Genomic DNA, 16,981 nt, shown 5'->3' on the forward strand with positions numbered 1-16,981 from the left:
CGTATTCATTGTATACTGTCAGGCAGAAATTTGGTACAGGGTTTACATTCATTTCGAAAATCTGTAACAATTATTATGTGGTGTTAACAAAGAATTAACAAATATGTTAAGAAAAATCAAAATTTTAAAACAAATAAACCCGTAAAATGATATAATCATATCAAAATACATATAGGGGATGAGAGGCTATGGAGCTTATCCGTGATTTAATGATCCAAATTGCCATCATTATTTTGCCATTATTTTTATATGAAGCGATTCGTTTAAATCGTTATCAAGAAATGCCTCCGAAGCCGAACCGCTACTTTATTATGTTTTTATCTAGCATTACACTCGTTCTCTCCATGACATACTCTATTTGTTTTGGTGACATTTGTGGGTATAACTTTCACCCAATCCCAATTGTTAGTGGTTTTTTATATGGTGGGATTGTTGGTTTAATCCCGGCCATTATTTTTGTTGCATATGAATGGACGCTAAAGGGAATGAGCCTTCTTCCAGTGATAGAAGTAATATTTCTATTAATCGTTCCATTATTTTTATCAAAGAAATGGTCTCTATTTTCAAGGGATAAGAAGCTAATCTTAGCATTTATGATTTCATCATTGTACGTACTTGTTTCTTTAGTGATTGGCATGATTACTGTTCTGTTAGAAACGGGGTTTACACCGTATATTTCGCACATATATAGCGGATATATATTTGCTTCGCTTATTATGGTTATGACAATGGTATTTCAGGTGTACTTAACAGAATATTTAAATGAAAATGCAATACTACGTACAGAGATGCAAAAGTCAGAAAAGCTTAATATTGTAAGTGAGTTGGCAGCAAGTGTTGCACATGAGGTTCGAAATCCGCTCACTGTTGTTCGTGGCTTTATTCAATTGCTAGAAAGTACGGAAGATGTGAAGAATAAGGATTATATGCGTCTCGTATTAGCCGAATTGGACCGGGCAGAACAAATTATTTCAGATTATTTAAATTTAGCAAGGCCACAAATTGAGAAAAAAGAACACATTTGCTTATCCGCTCAATTAATAGAAATGACAACTCTTATGTCATCATTTGCAGCGATGCAAGGTGTATATTTGCAAGTTGAGATTTCTGAAAGTCTTTATACGATTGGCGATAAGACGAAATTGAAACAAGCTATTATGAATGTTGTTAAAAATGGTATTGAAGCAATTCAAGGAAATAAAGGGTATTTAAAAGTAACGGCTATGCAAAAAGATGAAACGATTGTAATAAGGGTTAAAGATAGTGGTGTTGGAATGACGAAAGAACAGTTAGCAAGGCTAGGACAACCATATTATTCTTTAAAAGAAAAAGGGACAGGATTAGGGCTTATGGTAACATTTAGTATTTTACAAGCGCATAATGGTACGCTGGAATATAAAAGCGAAAGTGGGAAAGGGACTGAAGCGATTATTATATTGCCAGCTGTACGAAATAAGGAATAAAAGTTACCGATGGAAGGTAACTTTTTATTTTATATTGTTTATTCATTTGTTTTTTCTTGTTTTGCTCGGCTAAATAAACTTTTAAATGATTGCAAGAATCCTTGCTCTTTTGAAGCAGCAACCATTCTTTTTGTTTCTTGAATTTCACGAATCACTTGCATAAGCTGTGCATCGCGGTTGCTGTCTTTATTATAAATTTGATTTACGAGTTTGTTCATTTTTTCTTCTTGCTTAGATTCTCGTTTATACATATGATTCATTAATAAGTCCATCTTTTCTTTTTGCAGGGCATCTGTTTGAGCGGCATGATCTACTAACTCTTGTAGCATTTTTTCTTGAGAGCCTTCTTTTACATAGACTTGTTGCATCAATTCATCTAGCTTTTCATCTTTTAAACGATTTTGGGTAATAAGAGTAGAATTTTGATGAATAATTGCTTCATTTAATTGAGCGAGCATTTCAAGCTTTAACATGAATTCCTCAAAGTTACGCCCATCTTCTTTTTCTTTCGATTGTATTTCTTGCTTTTCTTGTATAACTGGTACAGGTGGGGCTTCTTTTTCTTTTAAAATAATGGGTATCGTTTCTGAAATGTCTTCTTGCAATGTAGCAGCTCTTTCATGTATGGATTTCAATAGTTTTAAATCATCCAATTTATAAATACGAGCATCAGCTGTTTTGGAAATCATATAACCATGTTCCTCTAACAGTTGACTATATTTGCGAACTATATGTTTTGGGATGCCTGTTTTATTCGTGACATCTTTCGTTTTATAGGTAGCTTCCATAATATTTCCTCCCCAAAAAGTATCGTATATATCATTTCAATCTTTTACGAGGACTTCCTTTGAAAAAGAATGTCGGAAGGTTATTAGTTTTCTACAGCATTAGTGAAAAGATGAAGAAAAAATGAGAGTTTTTGGCGGAATGACGAAGAAGAGCTAAAATAATGTCTGAAAACATATACAGGAGAAGTTTGTTATAATAACTGAGGAAAAGAAACTGGTAGAATCATGGAGGTATACATGAAGCAATTAAAAGGTATTATCATTTCAATTATTGCAATTCTTTCTATTGTAGTAGCGGTTTATGAAGTACTTGTTCCAGAGGAAACAAGTATCAAAAAAACAAATGCGTATGATCAAGTTCTAGAATTTCCGAAAGAGCGATATCCAGAGACAGGGAAACATATTACGGATGCTATAAAAGAAGGACATTCAGAAGTTTGTACAATCGACCGTGGCGGTGCTGCGGATAGAAGAAAATTATCGTTAGCTCCATACCCATCAAAAAAAGGGTATGATCGTGATGAATGGCCAATGGCGATGTGTAAAGAAGGTGGAAAAGGAGCACATATTGAATATATAAGTCCGGCAGATAACCGCGGGGCAGGGTCTTGGGTAGGAAATAAGTTAGATAAATACCCAGATGGTACGCGTGTGAAATTTGACGTAAAGTAGTAGTTGCATATTTCATAATGAAGGAGAAGGGGAACGATGGAGTTAACAATTTCGTATTCGCAATTAATGTTGATGAACTATGACGGTGAGCAGCCTTACGTTGACTGGACAGATGAAGATTTTGAAAGAGGTTATGCGAAGGCGGATGGAACTGTTATTTTTGAAGCACTCTCTGATTATACTTGTGAAGTAAAAGTGACCCCAGGGAAACATATTGAGAAAGAAGAAGTGATTAGAACGGTTACAGTTCCTTTCACAGTTGAAAATGAATGTATCGTTGTAACAAGTATTCTTTCAAATAAATTTCAAATCCCTATTCCAAATGGTGAGTATACAGTTGTATTACAAGCAACTCCTCTTGAAGAACCAACGGATGATGAATTATATAGAATACAATATGAATTCTTTTTTGAAAGTAAAGAATAGAAAATGGGTTATCCTTTTTGAGGATAACCCATTTTTGTTATGCGTTTGTTTTTAGTAGGGAGCGAGCATCTTTTGCTGCTTGCACCATGTGCTCTAAAGCTGGAATAACTTCTTCTGTTCTTCTCGTTTTTAAACCACAATCAGGATTAATCCAGAAATATTTAGGGTCGCATACTTCTAAAGATTGTTCTACGATTTTATACATTTCATCTTTACTCGGTACACGTGGGCTATGAATATCATATACACCTAGACCGATGCCTTTTTCATATGTTGTATGTTTTAATGTATCAATAAATTCACCGTGACTTCTTGAAGTTTCGATAGAAATCACATCTGCATCTAATGCACGAATTGCGTCAACAATATCTTCGAAGTTACTGTAACACATATGAGTATGAATTTGTGTTTCATTTGCTACAGAAGAAGTTGCTAAAAGGAAGGATTGTACTGCCCATGTAATATAAGCGTCCCAATCTTTTTCTTTTAGTGGCATTCCTTCACGAAGTGCTGGCTCATCGACTTGGATTACTCGAATTCCGGAAGACTCAAGTAATTCAATTTCGTGACGAAGAGCTAATGCAATTTGATACGAAACTTCTTTTCTTGGAATGTCATTTCGAACGAAGGACCAATTTAAAATTGTAACAGGTCCAGTTAACATTCCTTTTACAACTTTCTCTGTTAAGCTTTGTGCATAAACAGTTTCCTTAATAGTCATTCCGTTAATAAAGGCTACATCACCATAAATAACAGGTGGTTTTACGCAGCGGGAACCGTATGATTGTACCCAACCGTTTTTAGTGAATGAGAAACCAGCAAGACGCTCACCGAAATATTCGACCATGTCAGTTCTTTCAAATTCACCATGTACAAGGACATCAAGACCAATTTCTTCTTGGTAACGAATCCATTTTTCTGTCTCTTTTTCAATAAATTGTTCATATTGTTCATTTGAAATAACACCGTTACGCCATTCTTTTCGCGTTTGACGAACTTCAGTTGTTTGCGGGAAGCTACCGATAGTCGTTGTTGGTAACAATGGTAACTCCAGGGCAACTTGTTGTAATTCATAGCGCTTTTCAAATGGAAGAGGACGTGAAAAATCTTCTTCTTTTAGTGCTGTACGTGCTGCTTTCACATCTTCTCGGTTACGTGCAGCAGACGAACGAATTGTATGATGTACATTTCGGTATGTTTCCAGCTCATTACTAATGCTTTCTGTACCTTGAGTCAGAGCGGAATGAATAAGAACTAACTCTTCTAATTTTTGATTTGCAAATGCTAACGCATCAAATAGCTCAGTCGATAAGTGAGTTTCTTCTGTTTTATCGATTGGTGTATGCAATAAGCTACAAGAAGGCTGAACGATGAAATCTTTCGTTTGGACTTGTTTTTGTAACGTTGTAAATAACGTAAGAACTTCATCAAGGTCAGCTCTCCAAATGTTACGGCCATCTATACAACCGACAGCTAAAGTTTTATCAGCTGGGAATCCGTATTTTGAAATAGCATTTAGATTACCTTCTTTACCATGAACGAAATCTAATCCAATACCGGATACAGGGAATGTAATAATTTCTTCATAGTTTTCTTCTACACTATCAAAATATGTTTGCAAAAGAAGAGTCGCATTTGGAACATCTTTACGAATAGCTTCATAAATTTCTTTTGCTTGTTGCACTTCTTCTTTCGTTAAAGAAGCGAAAATCGGTTCATCAATTTGAATGACTTGTGCACCAGCTGCATGTAGTTCTGAAAGCAGTTGTACGTATGGTGCAACTAATTGTTTTAAAATAGTAGCGAATTGTTCTTGTGTATAACCTTTAGCTAACTTCAAGAAAGTATATGGTCCTAAAATAACAGGCTTTCCATCTACTCCTAATTCTTGTTTTGCCTCTTCGTATAAGCGAAGTGGACGATTATCTTTTAAAGAGATTTGTAATCCCTCTTCATATTCAGGAACGATATAATGATAGTTTGTGTTAAACCATTTTGTCATTTCGGAAGCTACGTGATCTTTAGAGCCACGTGCCATTGCGAAATATACATCAAGGTAAGATGTAAACTCAGAAAAACGTGATGGGATAAATCCTAGCATATAAGCAGTATCCAAAACGTGATCATAATATGTAAAGTCGCCAACTGGAATGAGTTCAATCCCTTTTTCTTGCTGTACTTTAACGTGTTGAAGGCGAATTTCTTTCATCGTTGTTAAAAATTGTTCTTCATCGATTTTAGTGGACCAAAAAGCTTCCAATGTTTTTTTCCACTCTCGTTGTAGTCCGATACGTGGATAACCTAAATTACTTGTTTGAATTGCCATTTCAAATTCCTCCCTAATTGAAAGTAAGCATTTCCGTTTACTAGGAAATACCTATAACAAAAAGTATAAAGGCATAGAAAATAAGCCTTCCTTTTTGTTTTAACACCTCATCATCATCCGTGAATCTATCAGTGTTGTTAAAACAGGCAGGTCTCCTGACTTATGCTTCATATAATTTCTTTCACCTTCCCGTTTTCACAGTGGCACTAAAAAGAAATCTCAGCATTTACAGTGGCGGGACCGTGTTGGATTTTCACCAATCTTCCCTTTTAAACACGAAACGAAATTTTCGTGTACCTATTTTCCTTTTGAAAGGAATTTAACAAGCGATATGATATTGAAACAAATTCTAACACAATTTTTGGAATTTTGTCTACTGTTTTAAAATAAGAAAATTCTAAAGTTTTTTATTTTTATTATTCGGATTATTCTAATTTTTTTAGGGGGTGAATCGCGGTTAAACATACAAAGAAAATGTACTTGTACAGAGATAAGATGCTAGTTATGTTATTTGAAAATCCGTCCATATTTTGGAATGAGGGAGGGAATTGGATGGCTCATTTTGAAATAGTAAGTTTATCACAAGACAGAACAAGGTTCCTGTATAAAGATACATAAACTAAGTTTATAGAAATGGGGGAATTTCAATTGGAACAAAGTAAACAAAATATTTATTTACCGCCAAAACATATAGTTTCAGCAGCGACAATTGTAATGAATGAACAAAAAGAAATCCTATTAATTAAGGGACCTAGAAGAGGGTGGGAAATGCCAGGCGGACAAGTTGAAGAAGGGGAGTCTTTGAAAGATGCTGCAATAAGGGAAACGAAAGAGGAAACGGGTATTGATATTGAGGTTTTAAAATTTTGTGGAGTATTTCAAAATGTGAACCATTCAATATGTAACACATTGTTTTTAGCTAGACCAGTTGGAGGTAAATTAACGACTACACCAGAAAGTTTGGAAGTAGGGTTTTATCCTATTGAGCAGGCGTTAGAGATGGTGAATTTTATGAATTTCAGACAAAGAATTGAATATAGCTTGGATGAAAATCGACAACCTTTTTATATAGAGTTTTAAGAAATAATCTTCCATTATGGGACTATGGTGATGAAGAAATCCTTGTTATATTTTTGAGCGCAGTGAAGTATCTTATAACCAAAATTAAACAAGCATAACCCGTCCTAAATTAGAACGGGGCTATGCTTGTTTTAGATTATAAAATGAAATAACTTTATTATCTTTTACAGTTGCTTCTTTATAACCTCAACCTTCATTTTTATCAATTTCTGAAAGGCGTCCTGCAACTGCATCTGTAAGGAGGGTATTTAACCATTGCAATTCAACTGTAATATGTTCAATAACACTTTGTAAAATATATAGTTGTGCACGTGGGATTTGTCCTTTGCTACAATCATAAATAGTTTGCATTTTATGTAAATATTGAACGGTATCATTTTTCTTTTTTTCTAAAATCGGAACTAACTCTTGGTCATCACCAAAATGAGCGAAAGAGAGTGCCGAATAAATTGGTTTATATATTTGATTTTTTGCTTCGAATTGTTTTAATAGTAACTTGTGAAATAATTGTTTACCTTCTTCTGTTATATGAAAGATTGTTTTATCTGGTCTATTCGTATCTCGAACAATAGTTGTAATACGAATTGCACCTTGCTTTTCTAATTGCTCGAAGGCGTAGTAAAGTGATCCTTTTGCATATTTAATATAACAATCCATTTGTCTTTCTTTCATGATGTGTTGCACTTCATATGGATGTTTATCTCCTTCGAGTAGCAAGCCGAGAATGACTAATTTCATGCTCATGCTATCTCAACTCCTATAAATAAAAACTTTATACATATTATAAACGGCATACCCTTTTTCATAAAGGTTATGCCGTTTCTTTTTTCTATACTAACTTACTTGCTTTTGTTTTTGTTTCGTTTTTGGACCTGTAAAGAGGCGTTCATTTCCCATAAGTAAAATACAAATAATACTTAGTACAGCCGGGATAAGTGCCCAGAAGAATGTGCTGGCAATAGATGTTGCTAGAGCCTCTTTAATACCAGTTAATATTTCAGCTGGAATTTTCTCGGTAGCACCTTGTGATAATAAGAAACTTGTGTCTCCACCTTTTGGAGCTAATTTTGCTAGTTCAGGAGGGAATACAGTGTTTAGTTTATCCGTAAAAGTATGATTTTGAATGGTACCAAAAATTGTTACACCAAGAGTCATACCGAGTGAACGGAAGAATGAGTTTGTTGATGTAGCAGAACCACGGTCTCGCATTTCTAACTTGTGGATAGAAGACATACTTAAAACTGAGAACGAGAAACCAACTCCAAGTCCAGTGAGAACCATAAATAGCGTTACAAGTAGACGAGGTGTATCCATTGTTAACGTGCTTAGTAAATAAATACCAATTACGAAGAAGACACCAGATACCATCATGATGTTACGATAACTTGTTCGAGAAGCTAACTGTCCACCTGTTTGACTTCCAATTACAGATCCAACCATCATAGGTGTTAAAATTAATCCAGCATTTGAGGCTGAACCGCCGAGAACACCTTGAACGAAGATTGGGATATAAACTGTACAGATAATAAAAGCGGCACCATAGAAAAAGGCAACGCCTTGGCTAGCTGCGAATAAAGGTTTTTTAAATAGATGGAAAGAAATGATAGGTTCAGTTGCTTTTCGTTCTACGAAGAAGAAAATAATAAGCATAATAACAACTGTTGTAAATAAACCGATAATTACAGTGGAATTCCATGCATATTCTTTACCGCCAAGTTCTAAGGCAAACATTAAGCACACGATACTAATAACAAGTGTAATAGCGCCAGCCCAATCGATTTTTTGTTTTCTAAATTCTAGAGATTCACTGTAGTATTTAGTAATGAAGAAGAAGGAGATAAGTCCTAATGGAATATTAATATAGAAGACCCAATGCCAACTTATATAGTCTGTAATATAAGCACCTAATAAAGGACCAAATACACTAGATGTTCCGAAAACCGCACCGAATAGCCCTGTCATTTTTCCGCGCTTTTCTGGTGGGAATATATCGTACATAATTGTGAAGGCGATAGGCATAAGAGCACCGCCACCGATTCCTTGAATTGCTCTATAAATACTTAGTTGCTCAATACTAGATGCTGTTCCGCAAAGTGCAGAACCGAATAAGAAAAGAATGAGACCACCAATATAAAAGCGTTTCCGTCCGTACATATCAGAAAGTTTTCCGAAGATAGGCATCCCTGCCATTGTTGCTACCATATATGCAGACGTGACCCAAACGAACTTGTCAAATCCTCCTAGGTCTCCAACAATCGTTGCCATTGCTGTTGCAACGATTGTATTATCCATTGCCGCCATTAAAATACCAAGTAATAAACCTGCAACAACAAATTTTGTATTGTTGGAGTCTTTTTTTGATAATTGAGATTCCAAATATAACCCTCCTTTAATAATAAGTAAACTATATGAAGTTTTGAGTGCAGCGCATAAAAATGTAAAGTATAGTTCTTTCAAATCAACTTACACAAGTGCACAAGCCATAAAGAATATTATAGTCAAATTTGACTAAAAGGCAAACTTTTTCTTCCGTCAAAATATTCTGTTGTATGGACTGTGAAAGAGTGAGTAATACTTAATATTGGTATAAAGTCAATGAAGGAAATTGTAAAAAAATATTTCAGTAAGAATACCGTCTGTGAACAGAGGAAAAATGGTTTTTTCTTTACATTGTCGAATAGGATAAAAGGAAGAGTAATAACTATATATCGTTTGTAACAAGCTTTATTAATATGGTGTAGAGAGGCAGAATAAGGTCGTATGGATATGATGCATCTGAAATGGGGTGAATATTATTATGAAAATATGGAAACGAATTTCGGATCAAGGAAGGCGTTCAATACCGCTACAACCAGTGTTATGGATTGATGGCTCAAAAAAGGAGACCGAATGTCCTAATGTAGCAGTTACATTGCAAATCCGTAGTATGTATAAAGAAAAATTTTCATATGAACTGACCTATGATGTAAATGACATACTTATTATTCGAATGGAAGTTGAAAATAAAGGAATGGAAATGATTTCACGAGTTGTAGTAAGCCATATGATTCGAGATTATTTTGCCTATATTCCAAACTCATTAAAGGCTGATAAGGGGATGAGTGAGTTTTTGTTTCAGCTTGTAAGGTGGCGGATTGATAATTTATTACCGAATGAGAAAGTAGAACTAATTTGTAAAATAAAAGCCAATAAAGATAAAGCACTTAAAAACGCATTATTTCAGGCTACATATACATTCCAATATAAAGGAGTATCACATGGTCCACTGCAAACAAATGAAGTTGTAGTGCGCCAATGATAAAAAGGAACCTGTACGAAAGGTTCCTTTTTTATTGGAGGTTGTGTTTTTTGAGTACTTTTTTTTGCTCGATTCCTTTTTTTCCCACATAATTATTTTTATAACCAAAATATAAAATGAAAAGAAAGGAAGCAACATTTACAATAGCATCAATTTGATCATTTGTAATAAAGTTCACTCCGAAAGAATTACATAATAATTTTAACGATAACAGAAAGCCTGCTAGTAAACGTATAATATCTGATAGATTTTCTTTTTGTAGCATATAGATCACCTCTTTCTAAAACGATATATAGTATATATATGAAATAGAATAGAAATGGTAGACAAGTTTAAGCGAAAATGTACATCCAATATGTACATTTTTTATTTTGTAGAAAAACATAATTGCTATAGAAACATATATTGGTATAGAAGGGAGGGGAAGTATGAAACATAAAGGGAAAATTAGTGGATTATTACTTGGGAATACAGTGGCAGTTACAGAATGGATTGCGCTTCAGGATGTAATTACAAAACTGGATTCGCGATCATTTTATACCGTCTTTATTATTTATATATTGCAAATGATACTGAGCTATTATTTTGGACATTGGTATGATAAAAGAGCGAGTGGGCGTCTGGATACGGAAGTAGGAGGAATGGCAAGTAATGATTTTGTAGTTGATTTCTTTGAGAAAGTAGCTGCTTTATCAGAGCGAGATTCTCATAATATTACAGTGTACATTCTTTCTGTGAAAGAATGGAAAGGACTAAAAGAAACAGTGCAAGAAAAAAAATTGGAGGTGTTAGTACAAAAATTGGAGAGTACGATTGTAAAGACAATTCGTAAAGGGGATGTCGTTACTAAGTGGGACGAAAATAAGTATGTTATTGTGGCAATTGATAACGGACATGAAAAATCGACAATAACAAACCGATTAATGAAAAATATTGAAAGCGAAATAGAAAATGGTTTGTTAAGTATGACTCTATTATTTGGAGCTGCTAGTTATCCGGTAGAAGGAAAAACTTTTGAAGAATTGTTAAGAAAGGCACAAAATCAATTGTACCAGCATAGGAATTTGTAAGGAAATAAGTAAAACTTTGATTTAAAGAAATATGATATGAAGAATTTTTTAATGTAACATTTTTTTGACTTTTATTACAAAAAGAACTTTTTTTGTAATAAAAGTCTTTAAAAACATATGGAATAAGCATATAATTATGATGGATGTGTCAATGCATTTTGCACAATGTGTTTCATTTTAAAAGTGTAGAGGAAAGCATGCTCTACACTTTTCCTTTTTAGGGAATGACAAGAGTAATTGTAAGTTGTTGCAAGGTAGCATTTAAACTGTGTAAAATGAACAAAGAAATTATTTGATAGAAACCGGAAAGGGAATGATAGAATGATAGACGTGAGAGAACAACGAACATCTTTTATCAGGTGAACTATTACTGCTGTTCTTCAAATATTATGGCTGTGATGAATTCCGTTGTACTTTTATGTCATACATAGTATGAACAAGTTAAAGGTGGCAAGTAAAAGTATATGTAAAGATGGATACGAAACTGCTATTGAGTTCAAAACGTAAATTGTAATTTCAAGTAATACAATTTGTACAAGCATTATAAACAATATCAATGATTTTCGTAAAAAAGGTGCGAGTGTGGAGTTTATAGAAGGATATATAATTTTCATAGCTTTTTACACGATGATCGTATATAAGTAGGAGGAAAAGATGTTGAAGTATAGTAAATTAGCAATTGTAACTGCATTATCAATGATTTTATTAGCCGGTTGTTTCGGGCCGAAACCAGAAGAGGAATTATATGTTGCGTTTGAAAATGCTGCAAAACAAGAAAAAACAATGTTTGAAGATGCAAAAAAACTTGAAACTTTAGAGAAAGAGGGACAAGAATTATATAGCCAGATTGTTCAAGAGGGAAAAGATAATAATCAAACTGTTAAGGAAAAACTGAATCAAGCAGTAAAAAATACAGATGAACGAGAAAAAGTGCTTACAAAAGAAAAAGAATCTTTAAATAAGGCACAAGAAGAAGTGAAATCAGCAGATAAATATGTGAAGAAAATTGAAGATAAGAAATTGAAAGATCAAGCGGATAAAGTGAAAAGCACATATGAGAAACGACATGACTCATTTAACAAAATGTATGATAGCTATAGTAAATCGTTAAAACAAGAAAAAGAACTATATACAATGTTACAAGATAAAGGTACTAAATTAAAAGATATTAGTGAAAAAGTAAAAGTAGTAAATCAATCTTATAAAGATATTGAATCAGAAAAAGACAAGTTTAATGAATTTACGAAATCGTATAATACCGAAAAAATAGCCTTTTATAAACAAGCAAATATTAAAATTAAAGAAGAGAAAAAATAGAACAGTTTGGCCTACAATTGGCCAAACTGTTTTATTTTTTTGTATAAGTACGACTATACCATGGGACAGGTTCACTTAATTTTTTCTCTTGTTTCAGTGCTTCAGGACCAATATAATCTTGAAGTGTCTTTTTTGCTACTGTTAAAGATAAGTTTGTTTTCGGATTTCGATAGGAGGATTCAAGGTGACCAAGATGTGGTAGGATTCGAAAATCTTCTTTTGTAGGAGGAATATGGAAAAAATAATCACCTAAACGTATAAGAACATCGGATTGTTGTTGGCTAAAACGTGGGTTTCTAGAAAAATGTAATCCTTCTTTAATAGCTTTTTTTTCAGCAATTAAGCGTTCTAAAGCCGTCTTTTTTAACCAATATAAATACTTCGGATTAGTTGCAGCTTTAGCATGACGATTCACAACGAAAATAGATTGAGCTAGTCGATTAATAGAATGTTGGTTTTGTAATTGAGATTGTGGTTGTGAAGGTTTCATATGGAATCTCCTTTCAATTTTTCATTATTATAACATAAATAAAATAGATTTTTATTATATGCAAAAAGTGATTGTATATATTTTCAATATTAAAGCAATATTGTTACAAAAAACAACTATTTTGTATAATAGTAATAGAATGTGCTTTAGAAATTTGATAATGAAAGAGTGAGAAGTTTGAAAGAAATATTAAAACAGCAATATGCCATTATAGATATTGGATCTAATACAATGCGTTTAGTTATTTATGAAAAGCAAAACGGAGGTTTTTATAAGGAAATTGAAAATACGAAAGTAGTTGCTCGGTTAAGGAATTACTTAATCGATGGTGTGTTGATTGAAGAAGGAATAGATGTATTGTTACAAACATTATTTCAATTTCAAGAAAGTACACGATTCCACCAGTTGCATCATGTACTTTGTGTTGCAACAGCAACAATTAGACAGGCTGAGAATCAAGAGGCTATTATAAAGCTTGTTGAAGGACAAACAGACTTTACTCTTAGAGTATTATCAGAATATGAGGAAGCGCGTTACGGCTATTTAGCAGTTATGAATTCAACTTCGTTCTCTGAAGGAATTACAGTAGATATTGGTGGAGGAAGTACGGAAGTTACATACTTTCGAAATAGAGAAATTTTAGAGTACCATAGCTTTCCTTTTGGAGCACTTTCTTTAAAGCAACAATTTATTAAAGAGGATATACCTACTGAAGACGAGTTAGAAAAGATTCAAACGTACTTAGAATATCAATTTCGAACATTACCATGGTTAATTGATAAGAAATTGCCTCTTATTGCAATTGGTGGTAGTGCGAGGAACTTAGTGAAAATCCATCAAAATTTAATTTGTTATCCTATAGCAGGAGTACATTTATATAAAATGAAAGAAGCAGATATTAAAAATGTGAAAGAAGAATTGGAAGCATTGTCGTTCATAGAACTTCAAAAATTGGAAGGATTGGCAAAAGATCGAGCAGATACAATTATTCCAGCAGTCGAAGTTTTTCATACACTTGTTAACGTTATAGAGGCACCAGCATTTGTATTAAGTAGAAAAGGGTTACGAGAAGGTGTTTTCTATGAAGAGTTGACAAAAGATTTGGGGATTTCATATTATCCGAACGTAGTCGAAGAAAGCTTGCATTTATTATCACATGAATATGAAATGGATATGGAATTTGTAATTCAGCTTATTAAACATGGAAGATTGATTTGTCAACAGCTTGAGGAAACAGGGCTAATTTCTATGTCAGCAAAAGACTGGGAAGTATTCCATCAAGCGGCGAAAGTATTTAATATAGGTAAATATATAGACGAAGAAGCGAGCCGCTTACATACGTTTTATTTATTAGCGAATAAAACAATTGATGGTATGATGCATAAAGAGCGCGTTAGATTAGCGCTTATTGCGTCTTATAAATCAAAAATGTTATTCAAACAACACTTGTCCCCATTTGAAGGATGGTTCGATAAAAATGAACAAAAAAAAATCCGTCTATTAGGGGCTGTTTTACAATTTTCAGCAGCTCTAAATATAAGACAAAGATCACTTGTTGAATCGATATCTATAACGGATAGTAAAGACGGATTAACATTTAAAATTGTATGTGAGCAATCGGCATTAGCGGAAAAAGTGCAAGCTGAAAAGCAAAAAAAGCAGCTGGAAAGAGTGTTGAAAACGACTATTCACTTATCCTTCGAATCAAACTGTTAAGTTGTACGGATGTCTTTACAAAAAATTAACACTTTGGAATATTGTAATTTGCTAAAATGAAAGTAACTAAATTATAGTAAAAAAGTTTCAAGGGAAGTGTGAAGAGGATGGAAATGTTGAAGGGGAATATAGTTAATTTAAATGATACAGCTTATTACAATAATCGAGAATTAAGTTGGTTAGCATTTAATGAACGTGTACTGCAAGAAGCACAGGATGAAACGAATCCGCTCTTGGAAAGATTAAAGTTTATTAGCATTTTCAGCTCGAATTTAGATGAATTCTTTATGGTACGCGTGGCAGGATTGAAGGATCAAGTGAGTGCGGGGTTTAACCAACCAGAAAATAAGGCTGGCTTAACACCAAAAAAGCAATTAAACAAAATTGCGATAAAGGCCCATGAATTAATGACTGTACAATATAATACGTTTAAAAATTATGTGTTGCCAGCGCTGGAGCTAGAAGGAATTGAGCGTTTAACATTCCATGATTTGACGAAAGAACAGAGAGAATTTATAGAAGAGTATTTTGATGAGCAAATTTTCCCAGTCTTAACACCTGTAGCTATCGATGCATATCGTCCATTTCCAATGTTATTAAATAAAAGCTTGAATTTGGCTACTCTTTTATATGATGAAAAACAAGTGGAAGAAGAAAACCGCACGAAGCTAGGAATTGTACAAGTTCCTTCATTACTCGAACGTTTCATATTTTTACCGAGTGAAGGGCAAAAGCATAAATTTATTTTATTAGAAGATGTAATTAGTGGTTTTACTCATAAATTATTTACAGGATATAATGTATCATCAGTTACTCGTTTCCGCATTACACGCAATGCGGATTTAACAATTCATGAAGAAGGTGCGAGGGATTTATTAAAGGTAATTGAAAAAGAATTAAAGAAGCGTAAGTGGGGAGCTGCTGTACGTTTAGAAGTTGGCAAAGAGCATATTGATGAAAGAGTATTAGCATTATTATATGAGGTGTTGGAAGTAAAAGATGAAGATGTGTATATAATGGATGGACCGCTAGATTTAACATGTCTATTTTCTTTATATAAAAAACTAGCTCCTTTATATGAACATTTAGTATATCCGGCTCTTATTCCGCAACGGCCTCAAGACTTAGGTGATGCAGAAGATGTATTTGAAAAAGCAATTGAGCATGATATTTTATTACATCATCCTTTTGAATCGTTTCAGCCAGTAGTTGATTTTGTCCGTGATGCGGCAGACGATCCGAATGTACTTGCGATCAAACAAACATTATATCGAGTAAGCGGAGATTCGCCGATTATTCAGGCGCTAAAGGTAGCGGCTGAAAAAGGAAAGCAAGTGACGGTATTAGTTGAGTTAAAGGCAAGATTTGATGAAGAAAATAATGTGCATTGGGCTAAAGAATTAGAAAAGGCAGGTTGTCACGTTATTTACGGTGTAAGTCATTTGAAAACACATAGTAAAATTACGCTAGTTGTAAGAAGAAAAAACGGAAAAATCGAAAGGTTCGTACATCTTGGGACTGGAAATTATAATGACGCAACAGCAAAGTTATATACTGATTTCGGGTATATTACATCACGAAAAGACTTTGGAGTCGATGCAACAAATTTCTTTAATTATTTGAGTGGTTATACAACAAAGCCACATTTTCATCATTTATCGGTTGCGCCATTTGATATAAGAGAGCAATTTATGGATTTAATAGATGAAGAAATCCGTTATCATAGACAATATGGAAATGGATATATTATTGCTAAGATGAATTCATTAACAGATAAACCACTAATAAAAAAAATGTATGAAGCATCGCAAGCTGGAGTAAAGGTAGAGCTTATCGTTCGAGGAACATGTTGTTTAAGGCCTGGTATTCCAAATGTAAGTGAAAATATTCGGGTAGTTAGTGTTGTCGGGAGATACTTAGAGCATAGCCGAATTTATTATTTCCATCATAATGGAGAGGAAAAGATATATTTATCTTCGGCTGATTGGATGACGCGAAATATGGAAAAGCGAGTAGAAATATCTTTCCCGATATTAGATATTGAAATGAAGGCGAGAATTAAGGCGATTTTACAGCTTACATTAGCTGATAATGTGAAAACGCGTGAACAAAATAAAACTGGTGACTATTATTATGTTATTAATAGTAGTACAGAAGAAATTGATAGCCAAGTGAAGTTGTTTAAAATGGCGTATCAAAACACGGATGCTGAATAATGAGAACAAAGTAAAAAACCTCTTTTTTTAAGAGGTTTTTTACTTTGTTCTCTACTTATTATACGTTCTCTAATATAGAAGAATCTGTAGAGAGAATAGTTTTTATTGTAAGCATGTTA

The 16,981-nt window shown here is 33.6% G+C and carries 15 protein-coding genes and 1 riboswitch; of the genes, 9 read left to right on the top strand and 6 right to left on the bottom strand.

The genetic code is table 11. The annotated features are described in order from the left end of the window. Positions 1 to 188: 188 nt before the first annotated feature. Positions 189 to 1,463, top strand: coding sequence for a sporulation sensor histidine kinase KinB (kinB, locus tag MR113_RS14640; protein WP_242255114.1), 1,275 nt, complete (start codon positions 189 to 191; stop codon positions 1,461 to 1,463). Between the two features lie 38 nt (positions 1,464 to 1,501). Here the strand turns inward: kinB and MR113_RS14645 are convergent, their stop codons facing one another. Further along, positions 1,502 to 2,251: a DUF3967 domain-containing protein gene (locus MR113_RS14645; protein WP_242255117.1), complete on the bottom strand. Its 750-nt coding sequence runs from the start codon at positions 2,249 to 2,251 to the stop codon at positions 1,502 to 1,504. Positions 2,252 to 2,488: 237 nt separating this feature from the next. Here MR113_RS14645 and nucA point away from each other — a divergent pair, with 237 nt between their 5' ends. Together nucA and comJ are read left to right on the top strand one after the other, a co-directional pair. Further along, a complete protein-coding gene (gene nucA / locus MR113_RS14650) occupies positions 2,489 to 2,923 on the top strand; it encodes a DNA-entry nuclease (RefSeq protein WP_000811502.1) in 435 nt (144 codons plus the stop codon). Positions 2,924 to 2,959: 36 nt separating this feature from the next. Further along, positions 2,960 to 3,349: a competence protein ComJ gene (comJ, locus tag MR113_RS14655; RefSeq protein ID WP_242255119.1), complete on the top strand. Its 390-nt coding sequence runs from the start codon at positions 2,960 to 2,962 to the stop codon at positions 3,347 to 3,349. Between the two features lie 37 nt (positions 3,350 to 3,386). Here the strand turns inward: comJ and metE are convergent, their stop codons facing one another. Further along, positions 3,387 to 5,675, bottom strand: coding sequence for a 5-methyltetrahydropteroyltriglutamate--homocysteine S-methyltransferase (gene metE / locus MR113_RS14660; protein WP_242255121.1), 2,289 nt, complete (start codon positions 5,673 to 5,675; stop codon positions 3,387 to 3,389). A gap of 128 nt (positions 5,676 to 5,803) precedes the next feature. Beyond that, positions 5,804 to 5,991, bottom strand: a riboswitch (cobalamin riboswitch). A gap of 332 nt (positions 5,992 to 6,323) precedes the next feature. On the opposite strand from metE, the gene MR113_RS14665 reads away from it, so the two are divergent. Further along, a complete protein-coding gene (locus MR113_RS14665) occupies positions 6,324 to 6,755 on the top strand; it encodes an NUDIX hydrolase (protein ID WP_242255123.1) in 432 nt (143 codons plus the stop codon). A 186-nt stretch (positions 6,756 to 6,941) separates the two neighbouring features. Here the strand turns inward: MR113_RS14665 and MR113_RS14670 are convergent, their stop codons facing one another. Next, a complete protein-coding gene (locus MR113_RS14670) occupies positions 6,942 to 7,499 on the bottom strand; it encodes a PadR family transcriptional regulator (RefSeq protein WP_097816919.1) in 558 nt (185 codons plus the stop codon). 90 nt (positions 7,500 to 7,589) lie between these two features. Then, positions 7,590 to 9,131 (bottom strand): MDR family MFS transporter, encoded by a 1,542-nt coding sequence (locus tag MR113_RS14675; protein WP_242255126.1) that lies wholly within the window; start codon positions 9,129 to 9,131, stop codon positions 7,590 to 7,592. Positions 9,132 to 9,552: 421 nt separating this feature from the next. On the opposite strand from MR113_RS14675, the gene MR113_RS14680 reads away from it, so the two are divergent. Beyond that, positions 9,553 to 10,053, top strand: a complete 501-nt coding sequence (locus MR113_RS14680; protein ID WP_242255128.1) for a hypothetical protein — start codon at positions 9,553 to 9,555, stop codon at positions 10,051 to 10,053. A 31-nt stretch (positions 10,054 to 10,084) separates the two neighbouring features. On the opposite strand, the gene MR113_RS14685 is transcribed toward MR113_RS14680, so the two are convergent. Then, on the bottom strand, positions 10,085 to 10,318 hold the full coding sequence (locus tag MR113_RS14685; RefSeq protein WP_242255131.1) for an SPP1 phage holin family protein: 234 nt from the start codon (positions 10,316 to 10,318) through the stop codon (positions 10,085 to 10,087). Positions 10,319 to 10,481: 163 nt separating this feature from the next. Here MR113_RS14685 and MR113_RS14690 point away from each other — a divergent pair, with 163 nt between their 5' ends. Together MR113_RS14690 and MR113_RS14695 are read left to right on the top strand one after the other, a co-directional pair. Beyond that, positions 10,482 to 11,123, top strand: coding sequence for a diguanylate cyclase domain-containing protein (locus MR113_RS14690; RefSeq protein ID WP_242255133.1), 642 nt, complete (start codon positions 10,482 to 10,484; stop codon positions 11,121 to 11,123). Between the two features lie 654 nt (positions 11,124 to 11,777). Then, complete coding sequence (locus tag MR113_RS14695; RefSeq protein ID WP_242255135.1) at positions 11,778 to 12,440, top strand: YkyA family protein; 663 nt, start codon at positions 11,778 to 11,780, stop codon at positions 12,438 to 12,440. A 31-nt stretch (positions 12,441 to 12,471) separates the two neighbouring features. Here MR113_RS14695 and MR113_RS14700 read toward each other — a convergent pair whose 3' ends face one another. Next, positions 12,472 to 12,930 (bottom strand): YkyB family protein, encoded by a 459-nt coding sequence (locus MR113_RS14700; protein WP_000804861.1) that lies wholly within the window; start codon positions 12,928 to 12,930, stop codon positions 12,472 to 12,474. A gap of 177 nt (positions 12,931 to 13,107) precedes the next feature. Between MR113_RS14700 and ppx the strand changes: the two genes are divergently transcribed. Continuing rightward, the gene (gene ppx / locus MR113_RS14705; protein WP_242255138.1) at positions 13,108 to 14,646 is read left to right on the top strand and encodes an exopolyphosphatase; all 1,539 of its coding nucleotides are present in this window, start codon (positions 13,108 to 13,110) and stop codon (positions 14,644 to 14,646) included. 107 nt (positions 14,647 to 14,753) lie between these two features. Beyond that, positions 14,754 to 16,862 (top strand): polyphosphate kinase, encoded by a 2,109-nt coding sequence (locus tag MR113_RS14710; RefSeq protein ID WP_097816912.1) that lies wholly within the window; start codon positions 14,754 to 14,756, stop codon positions 16,860 to 16,862. The last annotated feature ends 119 nt before the right edge of the window (positions 16,863 to 16,981 follow it).

The sequence above is a fragment of the Bacillus cereus group sp. BfR-BA-01379 genome, from assembly GCF_022663605.1.
GTDB classification, from domain to species: Bacteria; Bacillota; Bacilli; order Bacillales; family Bacillaceae_G; genus Bacillus_A; species Bacillus_A mobilis.

Bases quoted from the DNA above. Each gene is read 5' to 3' on its own strand.
- comJ (WP_242255119.1), top strand. From the start codon at position 2,960: ATGGAGTTAACAATTTCGTATTCGCAATTAATGTTGATGAACTATGAC.
- MR113_RS14690 (WP_242255133.1), top strand. From the start codon at position 10,482: ATGAAACATAAAGGGAAAATTAGTGGATTATTACTTGGGAATACAGTG.
- kinB (WP_242255114.1), top strand. From the start codon at position 189: ATGGAGCTTATCCGTGATTTAATGATCCAAATTGCCATCATTATTTTG.
- MR113_RS14695 (WP_242255135.1), top strand. From the start codon at position 11,778: ATGTTGAAGTATAGTAAATTAGCAATTGTAACTGCATTATCAATGATT.
- MR113_RS14645 (WP_242255117.1), bottom strand. From the start codon at position 2,251: ATGGAAGCTACCTATAAAACGAAAGATGTCACGAATAAAACAGGCATC.
- metE (WP_242255121.1), bottom strand. From the start codon at position 5,675: ATGGCAATTCAAACAAGTAATTTAGGTTATCCACGTATCGGACTACAA.
- MR113_RS14710 (WP_097816912.1), top strand. From the start codon at position 14,754: ATGGAAATGTTGAAGGGGAATATAGTTAATTTAAATGATACAGCTTAT.
- nucA (WP_000811502.1), top strand. From the start codon at position 2,489: ATGAAGCAATTAAAAGGTATTATCATTTCAATTATTGCAATTCTTTCT.
- MR113_RS14700 (WP_000804861.1), bottom strand. From the start codon at position 12,930: ATGAAACCTTCACAACCACAATCTCAATTACAAAACCAACATTCTATT.
- MR113_RS14685 (WP_242255131.1), bottom strand. From the start codon at position 10,318: ATGCTACAAAAAGAAAATCTATCAGATATTATACGTTTACTAGCAGGC.
- MR113_RS14670 (WP_097816919.1), bottom strand. From the start codon at position 7,499: ATGAGCATGAAATTAGTCATTCTCGGCTTGCTACTCGAAGGAGATAAA.
- MR113_RS14680 (WP_242255128.1), top strand. From the start codon at position 9,553: ATGAAAATATGGAAACGAATTTCGGATCAAGGAAGGCGTTCAATACCG.